The 24,117-nt window shown below is 54.7% G+C and carries 18 protein-coding genes; 16 read left to right on the top strand and 2 right to left on the bottom strand.

The features are described 5' to 3' along the window. Positions 1–306: helix-turn-helix domain-containing protein (locus tag BTJ39_RS12485; RefSeq protein ID WP_139356346.1), on the bottom strand; the 306-nt coding region annotated here is incomplete at its 3' end. A gap of 57 nt (positions 307–363) precedes the next feature. Between BTJ39_RS12485 and BTJ39_RS12480 the strand changes: the two genes are divergently transcribed. The 14 genes from BTJ39_RS12480 (at position 364) to BTJ39_RS12415 (ending at position 20,720) form a co-directional block, all read left to right on the top strand. Further along, positions 364–1,527: a hypothetical protein gene (locus tag BTJ39_RS12480; protein WP_078003029.1), complete on the top strand. Its 1,164-nt coding sequence runs from the start codon at positions 364–366 to the stop codon at positions 1,525–1,527. A 25-nt stretch (positions 1,528–1,552) separates the two neighbouring features. Next, complete coding sequence (locus BTJ39_RS12475) at positions 1,553–2,725, top strand: hypothetical protein (protein WP_078003028.1); 1,173 nt, start codon at positions 1,553–1,555, stop codon at positions 2,723–2,725. 410 nt (positions 2,726–3,135) lie between these two features. After that, a complete protein-coding gene (locus BTJ39_RS12470) occupies positions 3,136–4,437 on the top strand; it encodes a hypothetical protein (RefSeq protein ID WP_078003027.1) in 1,302 nt (433 codons plus the stop codon). Between the two features lie 37 nt (positions 4,438–4,474). Then, positions 4,475–4,966, top strand: coding sequence for a contractile injection system tape measure protein (locus BTJ39_RS12465; RefSeq protein WP_078003026.1), 492 nt, complete (start codon positions 4,475–4,477; stop codon positions 4,964–4,966). 35 nt (positions 4,967–5,001) lie between these two features. Beyond that, positions 5,002–7,092: an ATP-binding protein gene (locus BTJ39_RS12460; RefSeq protein ID WP_078003025.1), complete on the top strand. Its 2,091-nt coding sequence runs from the start codon at positions 5,002–5,004 to the stop codon at positions 7,090–7,092. A 73-nt stretch (positions 7,093–7,165) separates the two neighbouring features. Continuing rightward, entirely contained in the window at positions 7,166–7,912 is a 747-nt protein-coding gene (locus tag BTJ39_RS12455) for a Pvc16 family protein (protein WP_078003024.1), read from the top strand. Next, a complete protein-coding gene (locus BTJ39_RS12450; RefSeq protein WP_078003023.1) occupies positions 7,902–11,411 on the top strand; it encodes a hypothetical protein in 3,510 nt (1,169 codons plus the stop codon). Before BTJ39_RS12455 ends, BTJ39_RS12450 begins: the two co-directional genes overlap by 11 nt. A 630-nt stretch (positions 11,412–12,041) precedes the next feature. Continuing rightward, the gene (locus tag BTJ39_RS12445) at positions 12,042–13,070 is read left to right on the top strand and encodes a substrate-binding domain-containing protein (protein WP_078003022.1); all 1,029 of its coding nucleotides are present in this window, start codon (positions 12,042–12,044) and stop codon (positions 13,068–13,070) included. Between the two features lie 10 nt (positions 13,071–13,080). Continuing rightward, a complete protein-coding gene (locus BTJ39_RS12440) occupies positions 13,081–14,595 on the top strand; it encodes a sugar ABC transporter ATP-binding protein (protein WP_078003021.1) in 1,515 nt (504 codons plus the stop codon). Then, positions 14,586–15,581 (top strand): ABC transporter permease, encoded by a 996-nt coding sequence (locus BTJ39_RS12435; protein WP_096777727.1) that lies wholly within the window; start codon positions 14,586–14,588, stop codon positions 15,579–15,581. Before BTJ39_RS12440 ends, BTJ39_RS12435 begins: the two co-directional genes overlap by 10 nt. Before the next feature lie 28 nt (positions 15,582–15,609). Beyond that, positions 15,610–16,599: a sugar-binding transcriptional regulator gene (locus tag BTJ39_RS12430; protein ID WP_078003020.1), complete on the top strand. Its 990-nt coding sequence runs from the start codon at positions 15,610–15,612 to the stop codon at positions 16,597–16,599. Then, positions 16,592–18,349, top strand: a complete 1,758-nt coding sequence (locus tag BTJ39_RS12425; RefSeq protein ID WP_078003019.1) for a glycerol-3-phosphate dehydrogenase/oxidase — start codon at positions 16,592–16,594, stop codon at positions 18,347–18,349. The genes BTJ39_RS12430 and BTJ39_RS12425 overlap by 8 nt, the downstream gene beginning before the upstream one ends. After that, positions 18,333–19,172, top strand: coding sequence for a class I fructose-bisphosphate aldolase (locus BTJ39_RS12420; RefSeq protein ID WP_078003018.1), 840 nt, complete (start codon positions 18,333–18,335; stop codon positions 19,170–19,172). The genes BTJ39_RS12425 and BTJ39_RS12420 overlap by 17 nt, the downstream gene beginning before the upstream one ends. Before the next feature lie 60 nt (positions 19,173–19,232). After that, positions 19,233–20,720 (top strand): FGGY-family carbohydrate kinase, encoded by a 1,488-nt coding sequence (locus BTJ39_RS12415; protein WP_078003017.1) that lies wholly within the window; start codon positions 19,233–19,235, stop codon positions 20,718–20,720. A gap of 25 nt (positions 20,721–20,745) precedes the next feature. On the opposite strand, the gene BTJ39_RS12410 is transcribed toward BTJ39_RS12415, so the two are convergent. Further along, entirely contained in the window at positions 20,746–21,690 is a 945-nt protein-coding gene (locus tag BTJ39_RS12410) for a GntR family transcriptional regulator (protein ID WP_198412948.1), read from the bottom strand. Between the two features lie 345 nt (positions 21,691–22,035). Between BTJ39_RS12410 and BTJ39_RS12405 the strand changes: the two genes are divergently transcribed. Both BTJ39_RS12405 and BTJ39_RS12400 read left to right on the top strand, forming a co-directional pair. Further along, positions 22,036–22,899 carry a fumarylacetoacetate hydrolase family protein gene (locus tag BTJ39_RS12405; RefSeq protein ID WP_078003015.1) on the top strand — a complete coding sequence of 288 codons (864 nt, stop codon included), beginning with the start codon at positions 22,036–22,038 and terminating at the stop codon, positions 22,897–22,899. Beyond that, entirely contained in the window at positions 22,896–24,116 is a 1,221-nt protein-coding gene (locus BTJ39_RS12400) for an alpha-hydroxy acid oxidase (protein ID WP_078003014.1), read from the top strand. Before BTJ39_RS12405 ends, BTJ39_RS12400 begins: the two co-directional genes overlap by 4 nt. Position 24,117: the final 1 nt, after the last annotated feature.

Genomic DNA, 24,117 nt, shown 5'->3' with positions numbered 1-24,117 from the left:
CTGTAACGTCCTGCGCAGCTTATCAGGATATTTGCCCGGATATTTCTCCTGCAGATACTCAAGAACCGTTGCCGGCGAGATTTGCGGCCGGGATTCAAGTAAGGGAAGAATGTCGCTCAGCCAGACATCCTCCAGAGGATCCTGGCGGGTCCGCCAGTGTCGCTCCCCGAACGGTTGCCACTGTCCTTTTTCAATACGCCGGCCTGAACGGACCGAGATGCCCGCAGTAGCCGCAGCGGCTTCCTGGGTAAGACCTTTATTACGTTGAGTCATGTAAAAACTGACCTGCCTGATATTCAGCGCCACAACCTCTCCCGGGTGGGGAAAAAACGGGACGCTAAGGTTACAAACAGGCCAGAGTAATTGTCGCGAATCGGACGGGGTAATTGTCGCCTAATAGATAAACCCGATCTGGCACAACTGCCGTTTTACCTGATTGAACATCGCCAGCTGCTACCTAAAATTCCTGACACCACTTTCAACAACGAACACACGCCGACAGCATTTGCCGTAGATGCCGCGCTCGTCGCACTCACGCAGCCGGGTACGACGGGCAAAGTTGCCAGAGGCCAGCTCATCGATCTGGTGATAATCGATGGGAAGAGTCGCCTCTATGTGCGTCGATTGCTGATTATCGCCACGAAAGGAGACACACTCGTATTCAGCACCGATAACAGCCAGCAATTGCTCCATAACCTGGATCGCCTCCAGAGCGCCTGGGCGGGAGGGAACTTGCGCTGGTGCAACAGCAATGTCTGGTTGCAGGATATGACCTACCGGCTGGATTATGCTGCATCATCGCTTCAACCCTCAGACAAAGGGCAACGCTTACTGGCGAGCAGCATACAAAGTCCCTACCCCGCGATGGTTGCTGTCAACGATGTCATTGTACTGCGCCCCGCCGCGCTTAAGCTTTCAATGCCAAGATCCGGCGATAAACAGTCTGAGGCTGAAGACACTGAGTGGCAGCTGAAAGCAACAGTGAAAGCGATTGATCCGCTAGCGGGGACGTTACTGATCGAAAAACTACCCGACATTACAGCTTCGTTTCCCGCTGAAGAAAATAGCTATCTGTACCAGTGGGCGTTCAGCGACCCGACCTATGCGACCACCGACAGGTTCTCATTTATGCTCAGTGTGGTAATGAACCGGCGCCTTCTGACTAACCAGAATACACAGTCTGATAAGCTGGCAGCCTGGATACAGGAAGCCATTATGGCGGAGTTACCGGCTCACCTCTCACTGATAACCCACTGGCTGGACGAACCCAGCTTCCGAAGCTTTGGTACTACTTATCAGCGCTGGCAAAACAACGGCACACCGCTGGGCGACGACGCGTTTACCATCCTGCACATGCTGTCATTGGGACGTCTGCCGGTTAATCAGCTGGATATCGGTCTGATGCGCATCGCCACTGAAGCACAGCGCACCGCCGCAACTGGCGGGGATGGCAGCCGCTGGAATAGCAACGTCATTCTGGAAAACCAGTTATTTTACGTTCCGCAAAACGTATCCGTTACCCCCTGATATCACGACTCTTTTGGAGAAAAAAATGGCTGAGAAAAATCCGCAGGATCAAACGAAAAATGTGCTGAGTTTGCTCAATGCAGCTTCAGGTACAACTCCCATCAACAGCACCGATAACACTCTGCCGCAGGCGAAAGCGCTGAAAGCCCGTTTTAAAGCGGGCAGTATTCCCCTGCAAACCGATTTTGCCGACCTCATTGATATTGCCAGTATCGGCCGTCAGGCCGTGGGCTGCGCCGAAGGCCAGATCGGACCGGCTGACGGTTTAACGCTCTCTGAAACGGGGCGCCTGGAGTTAAAGACCAATCCGGTGAAAGGGATTTACGTAGATAAGGACGGCGTGGCCGTTAAAGTCGGAGATGGCCTCAAGGTAGATGACCGTGGAGTTTTTTTGCCGCTCGGAGATGGCTTGAAGCACGGCGGTGCAGGGCTGGATATCAACTGTAAATCTGCTGGCGGGTTACGCGCGGACAATGAGGGTACCGGGGTTGTCCCTGGTAACGGCATTCAGGTTGATGCCAGCGGCGTCAGCGTAAAGGGCGGAAATGGAATTGCCGTTGATAGCAACGGCGTGAACGTCAGGCTGGCCAAAGGCGCGCGGACAAACGGCGGAGAGGGCCATGGAAATAATGGTAGTACTTCTGGCGGAGCTGGCGGCTTATTTTTAGATGCAAATGGATTAAGCGTTGATGCCGGGGACGGTATGCAAATTAATTCGCGTGGGGTGAGTATTAAGCTTGCCAGTAATAGTGGTTTATATGTTGATGAAAACAACGGACTGAGGCTACAGAACAGACTGAGTCTACAGAACGGACTGAGTCTACAGAACGGACTGAGTCTACAGAATGAACTGTGGATAAAAACAATGTGTCAACTTCATGGAGCCGATTACTTTGCTTACGAAGATGGTATTGCTGTGTTTTTCTGTAATAATCCAAACAGCTGTGTTGCTTACGTATACGGCCGTCATGGAAAGTTTATGACAGCCAAAAGAGAGTCTATTAAATTGGAATCAGCAACAGCAAACGCTATATTAGGAATTACGGGTTTTCTGGACAACACTAAATTTGCAACCTGCATGATTAGATGGGAAAATAAAAATGCACATTCATATAGTTGGTTTAAATGCGAGGTGAAAGAATTTTTCAATGATAATCAAACATGGAATATTGACATTCAATTGCACGATGCGAGATAAATCTAATCATCTCTTATAATGTAATATTTTTATATATTTTCATGTTCGAATTATCGTGCATAATTCCTACATAAAGTGCAACTTAAAACATCTACAAAATGAAAGCATGGAGTAATGTGAACCGTAATTATTCGGGAAAGACATACTGTGGTGTAAATTTTTTTTGGTGTAACGATAGTATGGCTATAAAAACCTTCCATGCTAACTACTGCTCGGCGTAATGACTGATTTGTGGAGGTTATAAAACAGATGAATAGCCAGTCAGATGAGAAAACCGTTAAAAGGTTGTGTAAAGACTAAAAAATAAGAAAATTGAAATAAAGTTTAATTCGCTCGCAAAGATAAAATACGTAATACTGAGTCTAGGGAATATGAATCCCCAGGCTGATCAGTAAAGTGATGGCGTAATTATGACGGATATTAAGATTACTAAAATGATTATTAGTATCAACTCAACCTGTCAAAAACACGGCGAAAGAATATTATCGTCATCTGTGCTTGATGCCGATAATATTAAAGATTCACTGAGGCAGGGTGCGCAAGAAGCTTTTATATCCGTTAAGATGGAGGATATCAAATGGATTATTAACCTGGGCGTTATTCCGGCCTCCCGGTTTGACACGGTATTTATTCCCCGGCTGATACAAGCGTTTGGCGAGCGTCTTGCCCGTGTACAGGCGTCAGGGGGATGTATAAAGGAAGTGAAGTTGCCATTTTCTGCGGACGCTGCCCCTGGCAGGTCAGCCAGCGAACAGCTGTCCGAAGGCGAACAGTTATTCCGCTTTGCCTGTCGTTGTCTGAATCCTGAATCACTTGAAGCACTGTTACAGGCCACCTCAGTGGTCGAGCTTCAGCGGAGGCTGAAGCAGTTACTTGAGGGATCATGGTCATCACCAGACAGGCTACCCTCAGTCTGGTACAACCGCTTCACCGCCAGCCGGCTGTCAATCGCTGCCGCGCTGTATTTGTTGAACAACCCTGCAGGACGTGACTGGCTTAGTCGATCCCGACCTTCAGCCAGTCAGCTGGCTGACTGGGCAAACGGCATCGGTCAGCGTGAAATTCCGGCTGAACAGGTTACGCAATTGCTATTCGCTAACCCACCTTCCGGGAACCTGTCAACAGGACAGCGCAATCCCTCTCCCTTACTGGTGATGCACTGGCTGCTGCCCGTATGGCAACAGCCTGCGGTCCGGCTGTTTGTTCGTCAGCTAAAAGGGCTGAAGGGTGTACAGCAGATAGAGACTTACCTGTGCCGTTGTTTACTGCGCCCGGATCCGGGCAAAAGTTCACAGCAAAAAATGCATGCCAACAGTCCTTTGCCCGTCCAAATAGCCGATCAATCCGGGTCAGCACAGGATAAGGATGCGTTCGCGCGCAGTCAGCGCACTTCATTGCAGAATACGGGCAGGATGACAGACTTTTCACCGGGAAGTCGGGCGAAGACCCCGTTCATGTTACCGCAGGGTGAGGGAATATTAGCACGAAGTCACACCGCATCATTGCGGGGTGCAGGCTTGTTGGTGGACTTTTTCCAGACCACATCAGAGCGGGATAACGCAACAACCGCAAGGAGCAAAAGTATGGTTACCGATCCGCGACAGGGCAGACAATCAGACGCTTACGTCGTATCGCCTGCGAATAAGCGTCGTAATAAACCCGTGCCACGCTGGAACTACCGGACGCGGGCGGCCCCCCCCGGCTGCGGATGAGCAAACAGCAATAAATCACCAGATCGATAACGCCGGGTTGCTGCTGCTATGGCCGCTTATCCCGAAACTATTCTCCCGTCTGAACTTGTGGGAAGAAGATCGTTTTATCAGTGATTCTGCCCGCTGGCAGGCAATGTATTGTCTTGACTGGCTGGTTTGGGGTGACACCATCGTTACGCCAGAAAGACTGATCCTCAATCAACTGCTCTGCGGGGTGTCACTGTTAACAGACGCCTCACAGGTTGATGCGCTGGCACCCTTACAACAGAAAGACATGGATGAATGGCTTATTGCGATTGGCCAGCAGCTCGCCGGCTGGCAGAAACTGAGCCTGACAGATATTCGTCAGCTGTTCCTACAGCGGCGAGGCGAAATCAGCACCGAGGGGGCTTTTCCGCAAATCAAAGTCAGATCGGAGCCTTATGATTATTTACTGAGAGACTGGCCCTGGCCGATGACGTTAGCCGTTTTACCCTGGACTCAACAACCCCTGGCCATCGTATGGCAGTTGAATGATAGCGCCGCTTAAGTCGCAGCCGGTTTATTTCCCTGGTAGGTAACACTATGACTTATTCCCCAACCCGTAAGCCGACGACGCTGTTACTGGGTGACAGCCCGTTATCGCCATTACTACGTGAACTGGAACGCATTGATCTAACTTTGCTGCGTTATTATTATCGTCTTAAACCGCTGCACGATAGATTTTTGCCGTGGCTTCTGAGTGAAGACGAGGTTGAAGCCCGACTATTACATCCGGCTGGCAGGCCGCATTGGGTAGCGGCCAATCAGGTACCCTCTCTGGCAGCCGAAGTACAAAGCACAACATCAGACAAGTTAACCGCGTTGATTGATCGCTTTGAACTGACGGATTTTGAACGGGACTCCCTGTTATTAGGGTTATTGCCTCACTTCGATAGCCGTTACCATGAACTGTTTTCTGTTATTCAGGGGGGAAGCCTGGATCCGCTCCCCAGTTTTTCTCTGTCATTAGCTTTATTTTGTCACTCAGACGGTGAGAGGCGAGCGCAACAGGCCAGTTTTCTTCATCAGGCACCGCTGATTGCCTGCCAGTTATTAGCGATTGATGAAAATAAAAAAAACCTGAGCTGGAGCCAGACCCGCTTTATTACCGACAGTAGCATCTATCACTTTTTACTCGGGCATGATTATCTTGCCCCGACACTCGCTTCATGGGTTGAGTGGTTACCTCCTCCGGCCATCCCTTTTTTCCCCACCTGCTTAAAAGAGGCGCTGGCAGAGGTATTACTGACGGAAGACAATGAACCTCATCCGGTGGTGTTATTGCGGGGCACACCCGGTAGCAACCGGGCCAATGCAGTCGCGGCTATTTTTGCTTCAGAAAACCGTGACACCCTGATGGTCGATATCGATAACGGTGACGAACATGATGATCGGTCACTGTTATCCCATATGAAAAGTCTGTTAAGAGAAACCAGGATGCGTGCGGCGGGTATCGTGATACGCAATCTGCAGTCAAGGCTTGAAAAAAAGACGCCTTTACTGGAAGGACTATCCAGCTTATTCAGTCAGCCGGGCTTACGGATCGTCTGCCTGATCGAACCTTATGGGCCTCCCGCGTGGCTGAAAAAAACACCCACGTTGCAGCTGGACATGCCCGCGTTGACACCGGAAGAGAAAGCGCAGTTACTTACCGACTGCCTGCCCGCCCCCGGCTTGCCGGAGACCGATCTGATAAGCTTGAGTCAGCGTTATACCTTCAATCCGCAAAGTCTGCCGCTGATATTGCGCGAGGCAGCGCTTTATCGGCGCCAGCGTGACCCGATGGATATATTGCAACCCGGAGATCTGCGCAAAGCGCTAAATCTTCGTGCCCAACAGAATTTTGGCCGTCTGGCTCAACGAATAACGCCGGTGCGGACACTCAACGATTTGTTGGTATCCGATGATCTAATGAAGCAGTTGAAAGAAATTCTGGCGGCGATCCGCTATCGGGAAAGAGTGCTGGCGGATGGCTTCAAAGATAAAGTGGGTTACGGCGTCGGGATCAGTGCGTTATTTTACGGTGACTCGGGTACGGGCAAAACCATGGCGGCTGAAGTGCTTGCTTCTACGCTTGGTGTCGATTTGATCAAGGTCGATCTCTCCACGGTGATTAATAAATATATTGGTGAAACAGAAAAAAATCTGTCGCATATTTTTGACCTGGCAGAGCAGGATGCCGGTATTCTATTTTTTGATGAAGCCGATGCCTTATTTGGTAAACGCAGTGAAACCAAAGACGCGCACGATCGTCATGCCAATATTGAAGTCGCCTATTTGTTACAGCGGCTGGAGAATTATCCCGGACTGGTTATTTTATCTACTAATAATCGCAGCCACCTGGACAGTGCTTTTAATCGCCGCTTTACATTTATTACACGCTTTACTTATCCCGATGAAACGTTGCGCATAAAAATGTGGCAAGAAATATGGCCGAAAAATATCAAACTTTCATCTGAAGTTGATTTCAATCAGTTAGCGCAAAGCGCGCATATCACCGGCGCGAATATCCGAAACATCGCTTTAATGGCCTCGTTTTTCGCCGCCGAACAGGGTAGCGAGGCGGTTGGCCAGCATCATATTGACACGGCACTGGCACGTGAATTAGCGAAAAACGGCCGGCTTGTTCTCTGACACACCCTTTAAGTGAAACGCATAACTCATCTCTTGCCAATACAGAATATTCTTTTTTAGTCGAGGAAAAATTATGTCTAATTATCAGACCCTGGTTAAAGTTAATAAAGCAATGGTGAAAATGCTGCGCGAATACGTGGCTCAGAGTGTGGCAATTCGTTTTGATTTGCCGGACGTCAATGCGACCCAGGCAGACGCAGCAATCAGTGTGTTTCTTTATGATATCCACGAGGATCTCCAATTACGCACCGCGGAGTCACGTAGATTTAATCCCGGTACCGGGCGGTTATCAACCGGCTGGGTCAACATTCAGTGCAACTACCTTATTACCTATTGGGAGTCCACCGGCCCCGCCACTGATGCCGGTAACCCGGACAGTCAGCCTGATAACCAGGCCATTCAGGTGATGTCTCAGGTACTGGACGCGTTAATCAATAACCGTCAGCTTGCTGATATTCCAGGGGCTTATACCCAGATTATCCCGCCGAAGGAAAACCTGAACAGCCTGGGCAACTTCTGGCAGTCGCTGGGCAATCGTCCGCGTCTTTCACTCAACTATTGCATTACTGTACCTGTTAGCCTGAGTGATAAACATGAAGTCGCGACGCCAGTGACCTCAACGCCCGCCAGCGTAGAACACGCCGCTCCCGTTTCTCAACAGATGATCGCCGGGGCTCTGCGCGACAGATTGGTGGTTGCGCTAGGTGGGGATGAGGAGGCCCGGCTGGTGCTGACGCATATCGCGCTGAAAACCTCACAAAAACTGATAGCGGAAGGTGAAAATACGGGCCTCCAGGTGGCGCTAACCGTTGACCGGTGATGTGCTTTCAGACGGCGATCCTCAGGGCTTTCTGTTTGCCACCCGGCTGGCCGCTGAGTTTGAAAACGCCCGCCGCGGGGAGCTCAGGCCCCCGCTGAGTCCGGAGCAGTACGCCGGGCTGGAAAAAGGGCTGACCGAATACATCGTGAAGTGGGGGCAGCAGAGAGCCTCGTCAGGCAGTGCCCGCCTGGTTGTCACGCTGTCGTTCGATGCGCTGGGCCTGGTCATCGGCCTGTCAGCCCTGACGGGCATCGCGCTGAGGACGGCAAAAGACGTGATAAGAATACCGTACGCCGTTCATCAGCTGAAAAAATTCACCATGCCGGGTGAGGACATCCCTTTCAGGGCGATTAACAGCCTGCTGGAAAAGAAACTGACGCAGTTCGGCTTCAGATTAGCGATGACGCCTCTGCCGGGCGCACTAAAGTTTGCCGCCGGCAGTACGATAACGGCGGGGGCCGGGTTGCGTAACCGTCAGCTGGCGGGCAGCGAAAACAGTTTTGAAGCGGTTTATGAGCGGGTGACGCAAGGGAAACAGAGTGAAAAGATAAAAATGGCCTCAGCAGGGCAGATGCTGACTGACGCTGTACTCAGTGGCGTCACTACGGCCGGTTATAAAGGGGCGTGCAACGCCCTCAACAGCAGTGTGAATGGGTCTGACAACGGCAATAAAGCGCATGGCATGATGGTGCCTTCCGGCGCCGGGGAGCAGACGTTGCCGGCGTTAGCGGAGGCTGAAGCATGGAGGGAGAGCGCTGAGCGGGAGGAGGCACGCCCGCGAAGCAGAAGAGGCAAGCGCAGCACGGATGCTCAGGCGGGCGCGACTCCGGAGCAGCGTTTACGGGCAGACCAGGTGGACTTCAGTCCTGATGAAGCCTGGAACACATTTACGGATGATAAGAAAAAAACCACCTATCTGTACGCCATTAAACAGGTGTTACGCCAGATTGAAAACGATCAGAGCTTACCGCAGAGCGTCCGGAATAATGCTTATCTGGCCAGATTAGGTGCCACCATACTATTGCCGGTTAGGATAAATAGTTTTTTCATCAGAAACACTTTTTTACTGCCTGCCCCCCCCGGGGCTAAAACCGGCCTACTGATTAGTTTAAATTCGCAGAACCCTTATTATTTCGTGAGAGAAGGAAAGGATCTTTCAGAGAGCATAGTGAAGGATCTTCCTAACCTGGCTATGGTACACCCGACCCAAATAAACTATCTCTATTTAGTCCCTACAGGTTTAGAGCGGTTTAACGCAATTAAAAATGGCAGCATGAATTTTCCAGACAATTTTAATCGCGGATCAGAACCGATGGATATTGCACATCTATCTTCACATTTTGTAGACATTGTCGACGAAGATTATAGTGCAGAAAGTATTTTAGGAAAAAAATATCCCGTTGTTCAGCCATATCCCACGAATCTATTGCTAATATCCCGGGCGATATCGGGAAGTCAAATTCCCGACCCGGGAGTGACTGCAAAACAGCAACAATACCAACTTAAAATCACCTGGGACAATCTGACGGCCGCCGGGTATCTGCGGTCATTCTCCCGGCCATTCTCAACGCTCAGCGGGCAGACGCAGCTTGTGGCCAGCGATATCACGGGTCAGACAGTTCAGCAAACAGAGGCGGATAAAGATAGGGCTGAATACATCGGCAGCTGGATTGACGTCAGCGTCGGAGCCGTTACCGCTTTTACACCAGCAGGATGGGTTATCGGCTCCGCGCAGGCGGCCGCCGAGATTACTGCCGATGTGGCAGAAGGCACCGAGCCAGACCCGCTGGCGGTTGCCGGACTGGTTGTCGGGAGCATTCCTGCCGGGCGCATTGGCGCCAGGATAGGAAAATTCAGTCGGGTCGGTGGGGCCTCAGTGAAATATACGCTGATGATTGCAGACAAAACCATCGATCTGGCGATGGTCGGGCGAAGCATCCAGTACGCCGTTGAGACCGGAGAGCCGCTGGCCATTTACCAGGCGTTGCTGGACAGCGGCATTAGTGTTAAGCACTCCTATGAGTTGGCCAGGCATATGTCATCACAGATAAAACTCAGCAAATCTATAGAAACATCCGCCTCCCTCGAAACACTTGAGAAAATAGGAAGCGAGTCACCGGTCTATACGGTGGAGTCTAACCTGCCGGTACGCACCTTTAAAATCGGCAATACCATGTTGCTGGGAAAAATCGAGGCGGGCGTAATGAAAATCTCCAGGGACAACGGGGCAACCTGGAAGCAGGGAAGCGGTCTCCATAAATTAGCCTATCGCCTGCAAAATGCCGGCGGAGGGCGTAAACTTCCGGCTGAAACATCCTCACCCTCCCATACTAAAAAAACGGCTGCTGGCACGGCTGGCCGACCGGCCAAGGACCTTACGAAGCAGCCCGTGGGTAGCCGCGGCCGCGAGGAGCAGACACTCACCGCAGCCCCTGAAACGCCGCGGCCCGCGCCGGAACTGGCGAAAGAAACAGCCCAGCCAGAAAGCACCCAAAGCAGACCGCAAACATCAAAAACAGGAAAAGACAGAGAGCTGCCCGGGGCAACGCATTTAATGCCGCTCCCGCCTAAAAATGCCACGCCTGTGAAACCGGAAGAGGCTTTAGCAGGGCATTCGCGGCAAAGTACTCCCCAGGTGACAGATCGCATTAACCCCGCCAGGGTGACCATGGACGATACAACAAAAAAAAATCTGGAGAATCGAGAAGATGAATCAGACATTGCTCAAGAGTTTCATGGAAATGTATCGCCAGGCGATATAAGTTACACACCCAACCCCTTAAAAGATAGAATAAAGGATTACGTCAAGGATTTTAATTATTATACCGCTCAAGACGTAATAGAATATATGGGAGGAATTAGAGAGTTACGTGGGCAACGTCATGCTTTTGCTTCATCAATAGCTAATAAAAATATTGCTAGATTTGAATCAAATCCCTACCCTGTAACTCTATCCCATCAGGCCAGTATTGTTTCTAAAGCAACCGAAAAATACCAGCCTGATTATGTCAGAGATTTTTCAGGATTAAGTAACCAGCGGTCACAGCACGGACTGCCAGGCGTCCCCGTACGTGGCGAAAAAGATTGGCACCAGCCAGTGTTAGAGCATGACTGCGATGATAATGAGATCGTGTTCAGAACAATGTCTGAAGCAGACTACACCCATCTTGTAAGTGAAAGAAAATTAAAAGGTACGTCTGAAACCTCAATATCTCCCGCGTTAGCTTATTCGTTGAAGTACAATGGAGTTCTTGTTCAGTTCACAGTGAAAAAAGGAACATGGGAAAAAATAAAAGAAATAGCGTTGGTAACGAATGAAAAAGAAAGGGAGCTGTTTCCAGAATTGAAAGTTGGAACAAAAAACTGGGCAGACGAAAGTGCAAGATTGAAAAAAGAAGGCGGGCAAATAACAACACAGGTAGGCAAGGGAAATGCATTAAAAGTTTTTAATGAAAATATTGTAGGATTCCAGAGAATTCAACTATTACCTGAGAGTTAATATGATATTCCGACACCCTGACGCCACGTTTGACCGGACGACCTGATACCCTATGGTGCTCAATAAAATCAGTAAATTTGTACTTAAAACGAAATTCGGCGGGCAAAAAGTACAGGTGCTTGATGCTAACATGGGGAAATACACTGGCAGCAGCAATTTACGCTGGCACGTACCAGGTTCACGACCACAAGAGTCAGCAATGTGCTTTCTGCTGACGCCCTGTCCATGTCAATTAGAGACATGAATGCGGTGTTGAACAGCTTGACTGACGCGCTGAAACAATACCCATAATCAGATAAAGCAAATATTATCGCTAATTTTAAGATAACCGGGCAGGCGCTAAATGATATCCGTAGGAATAACCTCCCTGAGGATAGCTCCGCGGCTTACCTGAAAGTTCATCGTATATACCCAGAACATCACCTCCCTCCCCCGTCGTTAAGTGAACGACATCACAATTAATAAACAATTAATTAACATTGAATTGATCTTTCCCGCGGCCCTTCATATAACGTCTGAAAATTATTTCACACATAAGAAATAATTTTCAGACGGTGCCCCGGCTCGATTTTCCGCGTTTTGTTGTCACGGCTGAGCCATCACTCATTCAGCGCCTTACCGGGGAAAAACATGAAGAAAATCGCAACCTTACTGACCAGTCTGCTGGTTGCAGGCAGTTTCACCAGCAGCGTCCGCGCTGCCGATGAGCCAGCGCAGTTTCGCTGTAAGCCCGGCGAAACCTACTACATGAACGTGATGGTTACCGGGGTGGAATACTGGTTCCCGGTGTACGAAATGTTCAAACAGGCGGCCCACCAGCTGGGATGTAAAACGGTCTATGGCGGTACGCCGGCCTATGACGTTAACCAGCAGCTGGCAAGCTTTGAGCAGGTGCTGGCGCAGAAACCGGCCGGCATATTCCTGCACCCGATGAATCCCGATCCCTTTATTGAGCCAATCAACCGTGCTGCGGAAATGGGCATTCCGGTGGTGACCTTCGCTGCTGATTCGCCTAACAGTAAACGCGTGGCCTATATCACCTCGGATAATTTCCGCGAGGGCAAGGCCGCCGCTGACGAGCTGGGTAAAGCCATGGGGAAAGGCGCGGAGTTTGCCGTACTGGAAAACCCCGGTCAGGACAATCATGACCGGCGCGTCACCGCGTTTATCAATGAGATGAAGGCTGCATTTCCGGACAGTAAGCTGGTGGCGCGGGCGGCAACCAATCAGGATCCGTCCAAAGCCTATAATGCCGTGCTGTCGATGTTACAGGCTCACCCTAATCTGAAAGGCATTTTTATGCCGGAAGCCAGTTCGGCGATCGGCGCGGCCCAGGCGGTGGTGGAGAACGGCGGTAAGGTGAAAGTGATGACCGTCGACGTCAACGCCAAAGTGCTGGATATGATCAAAAGCGGCGAGGTATTTGGCGCCATTGACCCCAACCAGGGCGTTCAGGGCTATCTCGGCTTTATGACGCTGTTCCTCGCCGCCCATCCTGAGCTGATCGATCCGATGAACGATGCGAAGCGCAAAGGCGTTAACCCCTTCTCGTTCCCGATCCTCGATAACGGCTATGCGGTAGTCACCAAAGAGAACGCTGACGATTTCCGCTGGGATGCCTATCTGAAGCGTCGCGGCACCAAAGGCATTAACGAATAAGGAGCCGGTGATGACAGCGCTTCTGGAACTACGCGGTATCAGTAAAAGCTTTGGCGCAGTAAAGGCGTTGCAGGGGGTTAACCTCAGCTTGCAGGCGGGCGAGATCTACGCGCTGGCCGGTGAAAACGGCGCCGGAAAATCAACGCTGATGAACATCATTGATGGCATTTTGCGCCCCGATGACGGCGAAATATTGCTCGATGGCCAGCCGGTTACCATCCGTTCGCCGCGTGAAGCGCAGCGGCTGGGGATTGGCCTGGTGCATCAGGAAATTGCGCTCTGCCCGGATATCAGCATTTATGAAAATATCTGGATGGCCCATAGCAGCAGTCAGCGCGGGCTGTTTTTACCGCACAAACAACTGCGCGAAAAGGCCCAGCAGATGATGAACCGCCTGGCGCCGATTCCGGTGACGCGTAAAGTCGGCGATCTGTCGCTGTCGCAACAGCAGCTGGTGGAGATTGCCAAAGCGCTGACCCTGGATTGTCGCCTGCTGATCCTTGACGAGCCGACCGCCGCGCTTACCGAGCCGGAAGCGCAAACGCTGTTTACCATTGTGCGTCAGCTTCATGCGCAGGGCATTACCGTGGTCTATATCAGCCATCGCATGACGGAGATTTTTTCGCTGTGCCAGCACATCACTATCATGCGTGACGGCCGCAATGTACACAGCGCGCCGCTTAACAGCATGACGCCCGATGAGGTGATTACCCGTCTGGTGGGACGCGAGCTGTCGCAGCTCTATCCTGACAAGCGGGCGGTAACGACCGACAGCCCTCTGCTGGAGGTGGAACGACTGGGAGACGGCGAGCGCTTTCACGATATTAGTTTTACGCTGCATCCCGGTGAGATCCTCGGAATCGGCGGGCTGATGGGTGCCGGCCGCAGCGAAATAGCGCAGGGCGTTTGCGGGCTGCTGCCGGTTAAACAGGGCGCCATTCGCCTTAAGGGCCAGCCGGTCAGGCTGAAGGATTACGCCGCCAGCATTCAGCGTCGCATGGTCTATCTGTCGGAAGACAGAAAAGATGCCGGGCTGTTTCTCGCCATGCCGATCGACTGGAATATTTCCGCGCTGGATATCCGCGCCGTCAGCCATCGCGGCGTGGCGCTCAGCCCGCGTCGCGAACGCCAGCAGGCTGAAATCCTCGCCAGTAAAGTGAAGCTGAAATGCGGCAAGCTGAGTGACCCGGTTTCCTCCCTGTCGGGCGGCAACCAGCAAAAAGTGGCGCTGGCACGGGTGCTGTCCGTCAGTCCGGAGATTGTGTTTCTCGATGAACCAACCCGCGGCGTGGACGTCAGCGCCAAGGCGGAAATTTACCAGATTCTGGCGGCGCAGGCGGCTGGCGGCGTGGGGCTGGTGGTGATCTCTTCCGAGCTACCTGAACTGATTGGACTGTGCGACCGCATTATCGTTATCCACGAAGGGCGCATCAGCGGTGAGGTGACCGGCGCGGCGATGACCGAAGAAAACCTGATGCGGCTGGCGGCCGGCATTGACTGTGAAACGGAGGCCCTATGGCACTAAATACCACCCTGCCTGCGGCGCGCAAATCCCCTTTTGCGCTGTTTGGCAGCATCCATAAACAGCGCGAAATCGGCCTGATTGTCATCATCGCGCTGATCTTCGTGGTGATGAGCTTCACCTCACCCTATTTTCTCACCTGGGCCAACCTGAAGGCGATGCTGCTGTCATTTTCGATCGACGGCATTGTGGTGATCGGCATGACCATTTTGCTGATTGTCGGCGGCATCGACCTGTCGGTGGGTGCCGTGGTTTGTCTTTCGATGGTGGTGGCCGGGCAGCTGTTTTTAAGCGGCGTCGACCCCTGGCTTGCCAGCCTTGGCGGCATCGCCGCCGCCGCGCTGGTCGGCCTGCTGATGGGATTAACGGTGACCAAAATCGGCCTCAGCCATTTTATCGCCTCGCTGGCGGCCATGGTTATCGTACGCGGCCTGTGCATGATTATCACCCAGGGGACGCCGCTGTCGCTGTTTACCCTGCCCGTCAGCTTTAAGTTTCTCGGTCAGGGGGTAATCTGGGGTATTCCCGTCGTCATCGTGCTGTTTTTCGTGCTGGTAGCGCTGTTTGATTTGCTGCTGCGTAAAGCCACGCTGTTTCGCAAAGTGTTTTATACCGGCAGCAATGAGCGCGCGGCCGCCTATTCCGGCATTAATATTAACCGCATCAAGCTGTGGGTAACGGTACTCACCTCCACCCTCGCCGGCCTGGCCGGGATTATCTATATGGCCCGCCTTGGCTCCGCTACGCCAACCTTTGGCGTCGGTATGGAACTGAACGTCATCGCGGCGGCGGTTATCGGTGGGGCCAGTCTGAAAGGTGGAATCGGCTCAATCCTCGGCGCGGTACTCGGCGTTGCGCTACTCTCAATCGTTACCAGCTCGCTGATCCTGATTAACGTTTCCATCTACTGGCAGGAGCTGATTAAAGGGCTGATCCTGCTGGCAGCGGTTTCAATCGATCATTTGTTGAATAAATATCGGGACGGCTAAGCCGCCCGGGAACAAGGAATAACACCCAATGGAATTTGATAGCGAAAATCCCGCATTTCAAAGTGCGCGTCAGATCTATCAGGTACTGGTGATGTATTACCTTGATGGTAAAAAGCAGTCGGATATCGCCACGCAAACCGGACTTTCAGTGGCCAGCGTTAACCGGCTGATCCGTCAGGGACGCGAGAGCGGTATGGTGGAAATCACCATCAAATCGCCCTGGCTTTCCGCCCATCAGCTGGAAAATGACCTGGCGCAGCTGGGCCAGCTTCAGCAGGTGGTGGTCGCGCCGAACGTCGCCAGCAGCGAAGAGCAGAGCCTGCAAATGGTGGGATCGGCCGCGGCGGATTATCTGCTGTCACGCCTGAAAGACGGCGACGTCATCGCGATTACCGGCGGTAAAGGGGTCAGCGCGCTGGTCGAGGCGCTGCAAACCACGCGCAAATATGATGTACAGATAGTACCGGCCCTCGGCTGCGTACAGGGTAAGCACTATACCGACGTTAACCACGTCGCCTCGGAGATGGCGGCCCGGCTGGGCGGTCATGCGTGGCAGATCCATGCGCCGCTGTTTACCGATTCTGCCAGCGAGCGCGAGATGCTGATGAGCATCAGCGCCGTTAACCGGGTGCTGGATAAAGCCCGTAACGCCACGCTGGCGGTGATTGGCCTCGGCTCAATTCATGCCGACAGCTCCAGCTATTACGACCTCAACCTGGCCGCGCGTCACGCTTCGGCCAGCATCGAAACCAGTGGCGCGCGCAGTGAACTACTCGCCTGGCTGCTGGACGCACAGGGCCAGCCAGCGCCGTTTGACGCCAATCAGCGTCTGATTGGGCTGACGCTGCCGGAACTGCAACGTATCCCGTTTTCAATGGCAGTGGTTGCCGGCAGTAACAAAGTGGATCCCATTCACTGCGCGCTGCGCGGTCGCTGGCTTAAAGGGATAGTCACCGATGAGTCAACCGCCGCCGGCGTGCTGGATCTGGCGCTAAGCCAGGGAGGTAGCCATGGCTAACGTTCTTTCACGCAGCCAACGACTGACGGCGCTGCGCCAGCTTGCCGGGCAGACCACGCCGGTACTGATTGTCGGCGGCGGCATCAACGGCATCAGCACTTTTCGCGAACTGGCGCTGCAAGGCATTCCGGCTATTCTGGTGGAAAAAGGCGACTGGTGCCAGGCGGCCAGCGGCGCGCTGTCACGCATGATCCACGGCGGTCTGCGCTACCTGGAAACCGGTGAATTTAAGCTGGTCAAAGAGTCGGTCACCGAACGTAACCGCCTGCTAAAAAATGCCCCGCACTATGTGTTTCCGCTGCGCACCACCGTGCCGATCGACAGCCTCGGCGGTGGACTAATCAGCGCTACCCGCCGCTTTCTGCGCCTGAGCGACGCGCCGGCAAGGCGCGGCGCGCTGCTGATCAAAACCGGCCTCAGCCTGTACGATATTTATACCCAGCAGAACGGCACCATGCCAAAGCATCAGGTGTGCGGCAAGGCGGCGACCCGCCGCCGCTGGCCCGGCTTTGCCCAGTGGGCAAAATACAGCGCCAGTTATTATGACGCCTGGATAAGCGCCCCGGAGCGCCTCGGATTTGAGCTGATAGAAGATGCTGAACAAAGCTGCCCGCAGGCGCTGGCACTCAACTATATGGAAGTTATCGGTTCAGACGGCGTCAGTATAACGCTGCGCGATAGCCTGAGCGGCGAGTCATTTTCCCTGCGCCCGCAGGTGCTGGTTAACGCCGGCGGCGCCTGGATAGATAACCTCAATCAGCGGCTGGCGCCGACTACCGCGAAAAAACTGATCGGCGGCACCAAAGGGTCACATCTTATTGTCGATCACAGCGAGCTGTTGCAGATGCTGGATGGCGAGATGGTCTACTTTGAAAATCAGGAAGGCCGGGTCTGCATTATGTTTCCCTGGTTTGGCAAAGTGCTGATCGGCTCCACCGATATCCGCATTGACGATCCCGACGCGGCCATCTGCGAGCAGAGTGAGAAAAACTACATTCTGGAATCTCTGCGCTTTGTTTTTCCCCAAGTTGTGGTGCCTGACAGCGCCATCCTTTACAGCTTCTGCGGCGTGCGTCCGCTGCCCGCCAGCGACGCGAAGGTCAACGGCCAGATCTCGCGCAATCATTCGCTGGTGCTGCTGCCGCCCGCAGCCGATCACGGCTGGAGTACCCTGTGCCTGGTCGGCGGCAAGTGGACCACTTTCCGCCGCTTTGGCGAGCAAGCCGCTGACCGCGTATTAAGCCTGCTCGGCCTTGGCCGCACGCAGTCCAGCGCTGAACTTGCCATTGGCGGCGGGCGCGACCTCCCTGCCCCTGAGGCGCAGGATAGCTGGCAGCGTCAGCTAGCCGCGCAGCATTCAACGCCGTTGCCGAGGGTAACGCAGCTGGTTCAGCGCTACGGCAGTCGCGCCTTAATGCTGTTGGACGAGATTCGCCAGCACGGTGAGCAGCCGTTGCAGTATCACGCCGGTTACAGCGACACCGAGCTACACTTTCTGATTATTCATGAGCAGGTATGCGAACTGGAAGATTTGCTGGTTCGCCGCACTTCGCTGGCGATTTGCGGTGAGCTGACGCCAGCGCTGATTGAGGAAATATCCCTGCTGGCGGCAGCCCCCCTCGGCTGGAGTGAACACCAGCGCCAGCAGCATCTACAACAATGCTGCCGTCAGCTTGCCCGCCTGCACGGCCTCACCGGCCTTTATCCCACCCTTTTTCAGGAGGAAACACGACATGTCAGCAACCAGTAAAGTGCGAATGAATCGCCTGTTTCAGCACGGAAAATGCCTCGACGTGGCCATCGATCACGGCATCGCCAACGAGCCCGACTTTTTGCTGGGACTGGAAAATATTGAAAGCGTGATGCGCAGCCTGATCGCCGCCCAGCCGGATGCCATTCAGGTTAACTATGGTCAGGCAGACCTGCTGCAACAAGACGCCGGACGCAAGCCGGCATTGGTGATGCGTACCGACGTCGGCAATGCCTACAACGCCGCGCGCCATCGCGAAATGTGGGCGGTGCTGCATAACCCGGACGAGCCGATCCTCGCCGCCCTGCAGATGGATGCTGCCGCGGTGGTGGTCAATCTTTATCTGATTCCCGACGAACCGGGCATTTTTCGCATGTGCGTCGAAAACATTGGTCGTCTGCGCCAGGCCTGCGATCGCTACGGCATGCCGCTGATGGTTGAACCGCTGGTAATGGCCCCCGCCGGTCAGGGCGCTGCCTACGGTTCCCTTGGCGATGTGGAAAAAATCGTACCGCTGGTACGGCTGGCGCGCGAACTGGGCGCCGATATCATCAAGGCCGATCCCACCGATAACGTGGAGGATTTTCATCGCGTGGTGGAAGCCGCCCGCTGCCCGACGCTGGTACGCGGCGGCGGCAAGGGCGAGCTGGGCGCGGTGCTGCAAAAGAGCGCAGCGCTGATGGCACAGGGCGCCAAAGGTATGGTTTACGGGCGCAACGTCTATCAACACGCTAATCCTTCACGGGTGGTAAAAGCGCTGATGGCGATTATTCATCAGGGCGTCAGCGGCGCTCAGGCGCTGGAAATCTACCAGCAGGGCTAAGTTTCACCAGGGCCGGCGCTTAAGCTGTGCGCCGTCTTCGTCGTTTTAACGGAGTCGGAAATGAGTCAGATCCTCGGTATTGATGCCGGAAACACCATGATCAAAGCGGTGCTGTTTGATTTCAGCGGCCAGGTCCTTTCAGTCGCTGAGTGCGCAGGCAGAACCCGCCATCCGCAGGAAGGCTACGCCGAGCGTCCGGTGGAAGATATCTGGCATGGGGTCAGCGAAGCGGTAAGCCGCTGCCTGCAGCAGGCCGGTGCGCTGGCCGACGACGTGGTTGCGGTCGGCGCCGCCGGTCACGGCAACGGTTTGTATGCGCTCGATCGTCAGCAGCAGCCGCTGTTCGGCATTCAGTCTATCGACCAGCGCGCCGTCGATCTGGTGCAAATGCTGGCCGACAGCGGCAGAGATAAGCAGATTTATCAGCTGTCTCTGCAAAAACCCTGGCCTGCGGCTACGCCGGTGCTTATCAGTTGGATCAAACAACACCGGCCAGCGCTCTGGCAGCAGGTGGGACACTTGCTGTGCGCCAAAGACGTGATTGCGCATTTCCTGTGCGGCAGCGCCAGCGCCGACTATTCTGACGCCGCCGGCGCCGGGCTTATCGACTACCGCCAGCGCGGTTACAGCCGCCAGCTGCTGGCGTTGTACGACATTGAAGACGCCCTCTCACGCCTGCCGGCGCTGCGTGAATCCTGTGATATCGTCGGTCAGGTTACCCCCCACGCCGCACGGCTTACCGGCCTGCCGTCGGGCATTCCGGTGGTGGCCGGGATTTTTGACGTGGTGGCAAGCGCCGTTGGCTCCGGCGTGGTCAATAGCGGCGAGGCTTCGATCGTTGCCGGCACCTGGAGTATTAATCAGGTGGTGGTGGATAACACTAACTACCTGCGCCCGGTATTTATGAACTCTATGATCGAAAAAGACCGCTTTATGGCGATTGAAGCCAGCGCCACCTCAGCGGCCAATCTCGACTGGTTTTTACGCGAGTTCGACGACGGCCGCGCCGGTCATGGCGCATCGCGCAGCAGCGACAGCGTGGCCCAGGTGATACCTAACGCCCAGCTGCCGCTGTATCACCCTTACCTTTATTCCGGCCGTAAAGCCGAACCGGCAAAAGCCGGATTCTACGGTCTGGGCGGCTGGCATACCCGTGCCGATATGCTGTTTGCGCTGTTTGAAGGGGTAACCTTTGCCCATCGCGCGCACATCGACCGCCTGCGTGCCGCCGGCATTGTCTTTAGCCAGGCGACGCTGTCCGGCGGCGCGGCGCGCAGCTGCGTCTGGCCGCAGATGTTTGCCGACGTGCTGGACATTCCGATCCGGGTAACCGAATGCAAAGAGACCGGCGCGCTGGGCGCCGCCCTGTGTGCCGGGGTCGGCGTCGGGATATGGAAAAACCTCGCCGACGCCGCGCAGCAGGCGGTGCAGATCAACCCCGATGTGCTTACGCCGCGCCCCGAACGCGTCGTCTTCCATGAAGCGCGCTACCGGCTATTTAAAAAGCTGGAGCTGGCGATGAGCGAAATGTGGCAGCATGCAAGCTAAGATTATCAGCGCCCCGCCGCGTCTTTTACAGGGTCAGCAGATAGTCCGGAATATGCAGATCGGCCGGGCGAACCGCGCGGTTAAAACGTTTTAACCAGCGCTCATCGGCCTGTTGCAGATGAAGGCGCAGCGCCCCGGCCGCCTTCTGCGGCTGGTTGCTCAGTAGCAGGTCGTAAATGCGCAGATGTTCTTTTAACGCATCTTCAATCATTGAAATCGGGATATGCAATACCGGATCGAACAGGTAGCGAGTTGGCACAAACAGAATCCGGGTACGCGCCAGGACCTGCAGGATCTCAACGTTAGGACAGTAGGACAGCAGCGTCACGTGCAGGTCGTTTTCGACAATGTCGGTATCAAAGCCGTCGCGCGGAAAGCCATCCAGCGATTGTTCTACCGTCTGCCTGGCCCGCAGCAGATAGCTTTGCGGCACTTTCGGCGCGGCCTGGATCAGCGCCTGGGGTTCCAGTAGCCAGCGGATCTCATACAGATGATGGGTTTTCTCCGGGGTAACCTGCGGGGCAATCCAGCGTCCCGGCGTGTCTTTATTCACCAGTCCGACGCTGTGCATGCGCGCCAGCACATCGCGCACTACGGTGCGGCTGACGTGAAAATGTTCCGCTACCCGTTCTTCAATAATGCGCACCGAGTTGAAAATAATGCTGCTGCACAACGTCTGTTCCAGCTGGTTATACATCCCTTCCCAACGCGCCACCGCCGGGATTTTTATCGCATCCAGCGTCGCGTGCTGAGTCGCACTGTGCGCATCGCGCTTGCCGGCAACCTCATAGCCCCGCCCCTGCACCTCCAGAATCAACTGCTGCTCACACAGCTTGCGCAACGCGTAGCGCGCCGGAGAGCGGCTGATGCCGAAGGCTTTTGATACCCGCGCCTCCAGCAGCTTCTCGCCGGGGGAAAGGCGCCCGTCATCAATCATGCTTTTCAACAGCTGAAAGGCGCGGTCCTGCAAAGAATGTCTATCCGGCGATCCTGACATAGTGAATGGTTTCAAACCCCGTTTAGCCGTTATCGGAAAAGCGCCTGGCCCGTTCCCCCCAGGCACTTACCGGAGGAATGGCGCGCCAGCCCGCACGCTTCAGGCCTCATTATTGTAACCACCGCGCTGGCTGTCCAGTGCTTCGCGCCCTCTGCCCCACAGGGGTTTGTGAGCTTGCCCGCATCTTCGCGCGGAATAGTGACGAATTTATCATTTTGTTAACTTTTTTTTGACACCTTAATCGATTTTCCATTAACTAAATGTACATTGAATGCAAAGTACGTTTTAGCGATAACCCATAATGAGGATTTAACAACGATGAAATTAGTGCGCTGGGGAGAACGCGGTAACGAAAAAGCGGGGATCATTGACCAACGCCAGCAGGCGCGCGACGTCAGCCATCTGGTGGCTGACTGGCGCGGCGACACCATCACGGCCGAAAACCTGCAGCGGCTGCGGGCGACGGCGGTCGACTCACTGCCGCTGCTGCCAGACGATACCCGCCTTGGTCCCTGCGTGGCCCAGCCCGGAAAAATCATCTGCGTCGGACTGAATTACCGTGACCATGCCCGCGAAGCCGGGATGGATCTGCCAGCGGAACCGATTCTGTTTTTAAAAGTAACCAGCGCCATCACCGGGCCAAACGATGCGATTGAAATTCCCCCTCAGGCGAACAAAGTTGACTGGGAAGTGGAGCTGGGCGTGGTCATCGGCCGCCATGGCCGTAATCTGCGACAAGAGGACGCACTGCGGCACGTTGCCGGCTACTGCATCGTCAACGACGTCTCCGAACGCGCCTGGCAAATTGAGCGCGGCGGTCAGTGGGATAAAGGTAAAAACGCCGACACCTTCGCGCCGCTCGGCCCCTGGCTGGTCACCGCCGACGAAATTGCGGACGTGCAGAATCTGTCTTTGTGGCTGGAGGTTGATGGCGTTCGTCGTCAGGACAGCAACACGCGCGAAATGGTTTTTGGCGTCGCCGGGCTGGTCGCCTACATCAGCCAGTTTATGAGTCTGCATCCGGGCGATATCATCGCCACCGGCACGCCTGCCGGCGTCGGCATGGGATTCAAACCGCCGGTTTATCTTAAACCGGGCCAGCGCGTACGCCTCGGCATCAGCGGTCTGGGCGAGCAGCATAACGCCATTATTGCCGCCGCAGACGCCGGGACGGCAGCATGACGCGCACCATTACCTGTATAGACGACCTGCAACAGCTGGCGCGTCGGCGCGTGCCAAAACTGTTTTACGATTATATCGACAGCGGCTCGTGGACGGAGTCGACCTACCGTGAGAACAGCGGTGACCTGGCCCGGCTGCATTTTCGCCAGCGGGTAGGCTGCAATGTGGAAAACATCACCACCTCTTCCACCGTCCTCGGCACGCCGGTCTCACTGCCGCTGATCCTCGCGCCGACCGGGCTGGCGGGCATGATCCATCCCGACGGTGAAATACTGGCAGCCCGCGCCGCCGCCGCGGCGGGCGTTCCCTATACCCTGTCGACCGTCAGCATATGCAGCATCGAAGACGTTGCCGCCCGACTAAAGCAGCCGTTCTGGTTTCAGCTGTATATGATGAAAGATCGCACTTTTATCGCGGATCTGATCGCCCGCGCCGACGCGGCCGGCTGTTCAACGCTGGTATTAACCCTCGATTTACCCATTCAGGGACAGCGTCACAAAGATATTCGCAACGGGCTGTCGGTACCGCCAACGCTAACCCTGAGCAGCATGCTGTCCATGCTTTCCCATCCGCGCTGGTGCGCGGCGATGCTGAAGACGCCGCGTCGCACCTTTGGCAACATCGTCGGCTACGCCAAAGGGGTTAACGATACCCTCGGCTTTGCCGACTGGGTCAGCCGCCAGTTCGACAGAAGCTTCAGTTGGCAGGATATCGACTGGGTCAGACAGCGCTGGAACGGCAAACTGGTGATTAAAGGCGTAATGGACAGCGACGATGCCCGCCAGGCATTCGCCGCCGGCGCTGATGCCATCGTGGTATCTAACCACGGCGGACGCCAGCTCGACGGCGCCCCCTCATCGATCAGCGTGCTGGCCCGCATTGCTGACCAGGTCGCGGGGCGCGGCGAAATCATCATGGATAGCGGTATTCGCAGCGGCCAGGACATGGTGCGCGCGCTGGCGATGGGCGCCGACAGCCTGATGGTCGGTCGCGCATTTCTGTACGGACTCGGCGCCCTCGGCGAAGAGGGCGTCACCCTGAGTCTGACCCTGTTACGTAAAGAGCTGGAAGCGACCATGGCGCTATGCGGCGTCACCCGTATCGCCGATCTCACCCCCGACAATATTGTTGATTATCCCTGGCCGTTACGCAGCGAGCGTACCTCATCCAGCCCTGTGCGCCTCAGCCCGGCGCTGCCCATTAAATCTGAAGGTTAAA

This window comes from Izhakiella australiensis, assembly GCF_002006995.1.
GTDB classification, from domain to species: Bacteria; Pseudomonadota; Gammaproteobacteria; order Enterobacterales; family Enterobacteriaceae; genus Izhakiella; species Izhakiella australiensis.
Note: the sequence above shows the minus strand (reverse complement) of the source record. Positions and strands in the feature narration are given on the sequence as shown.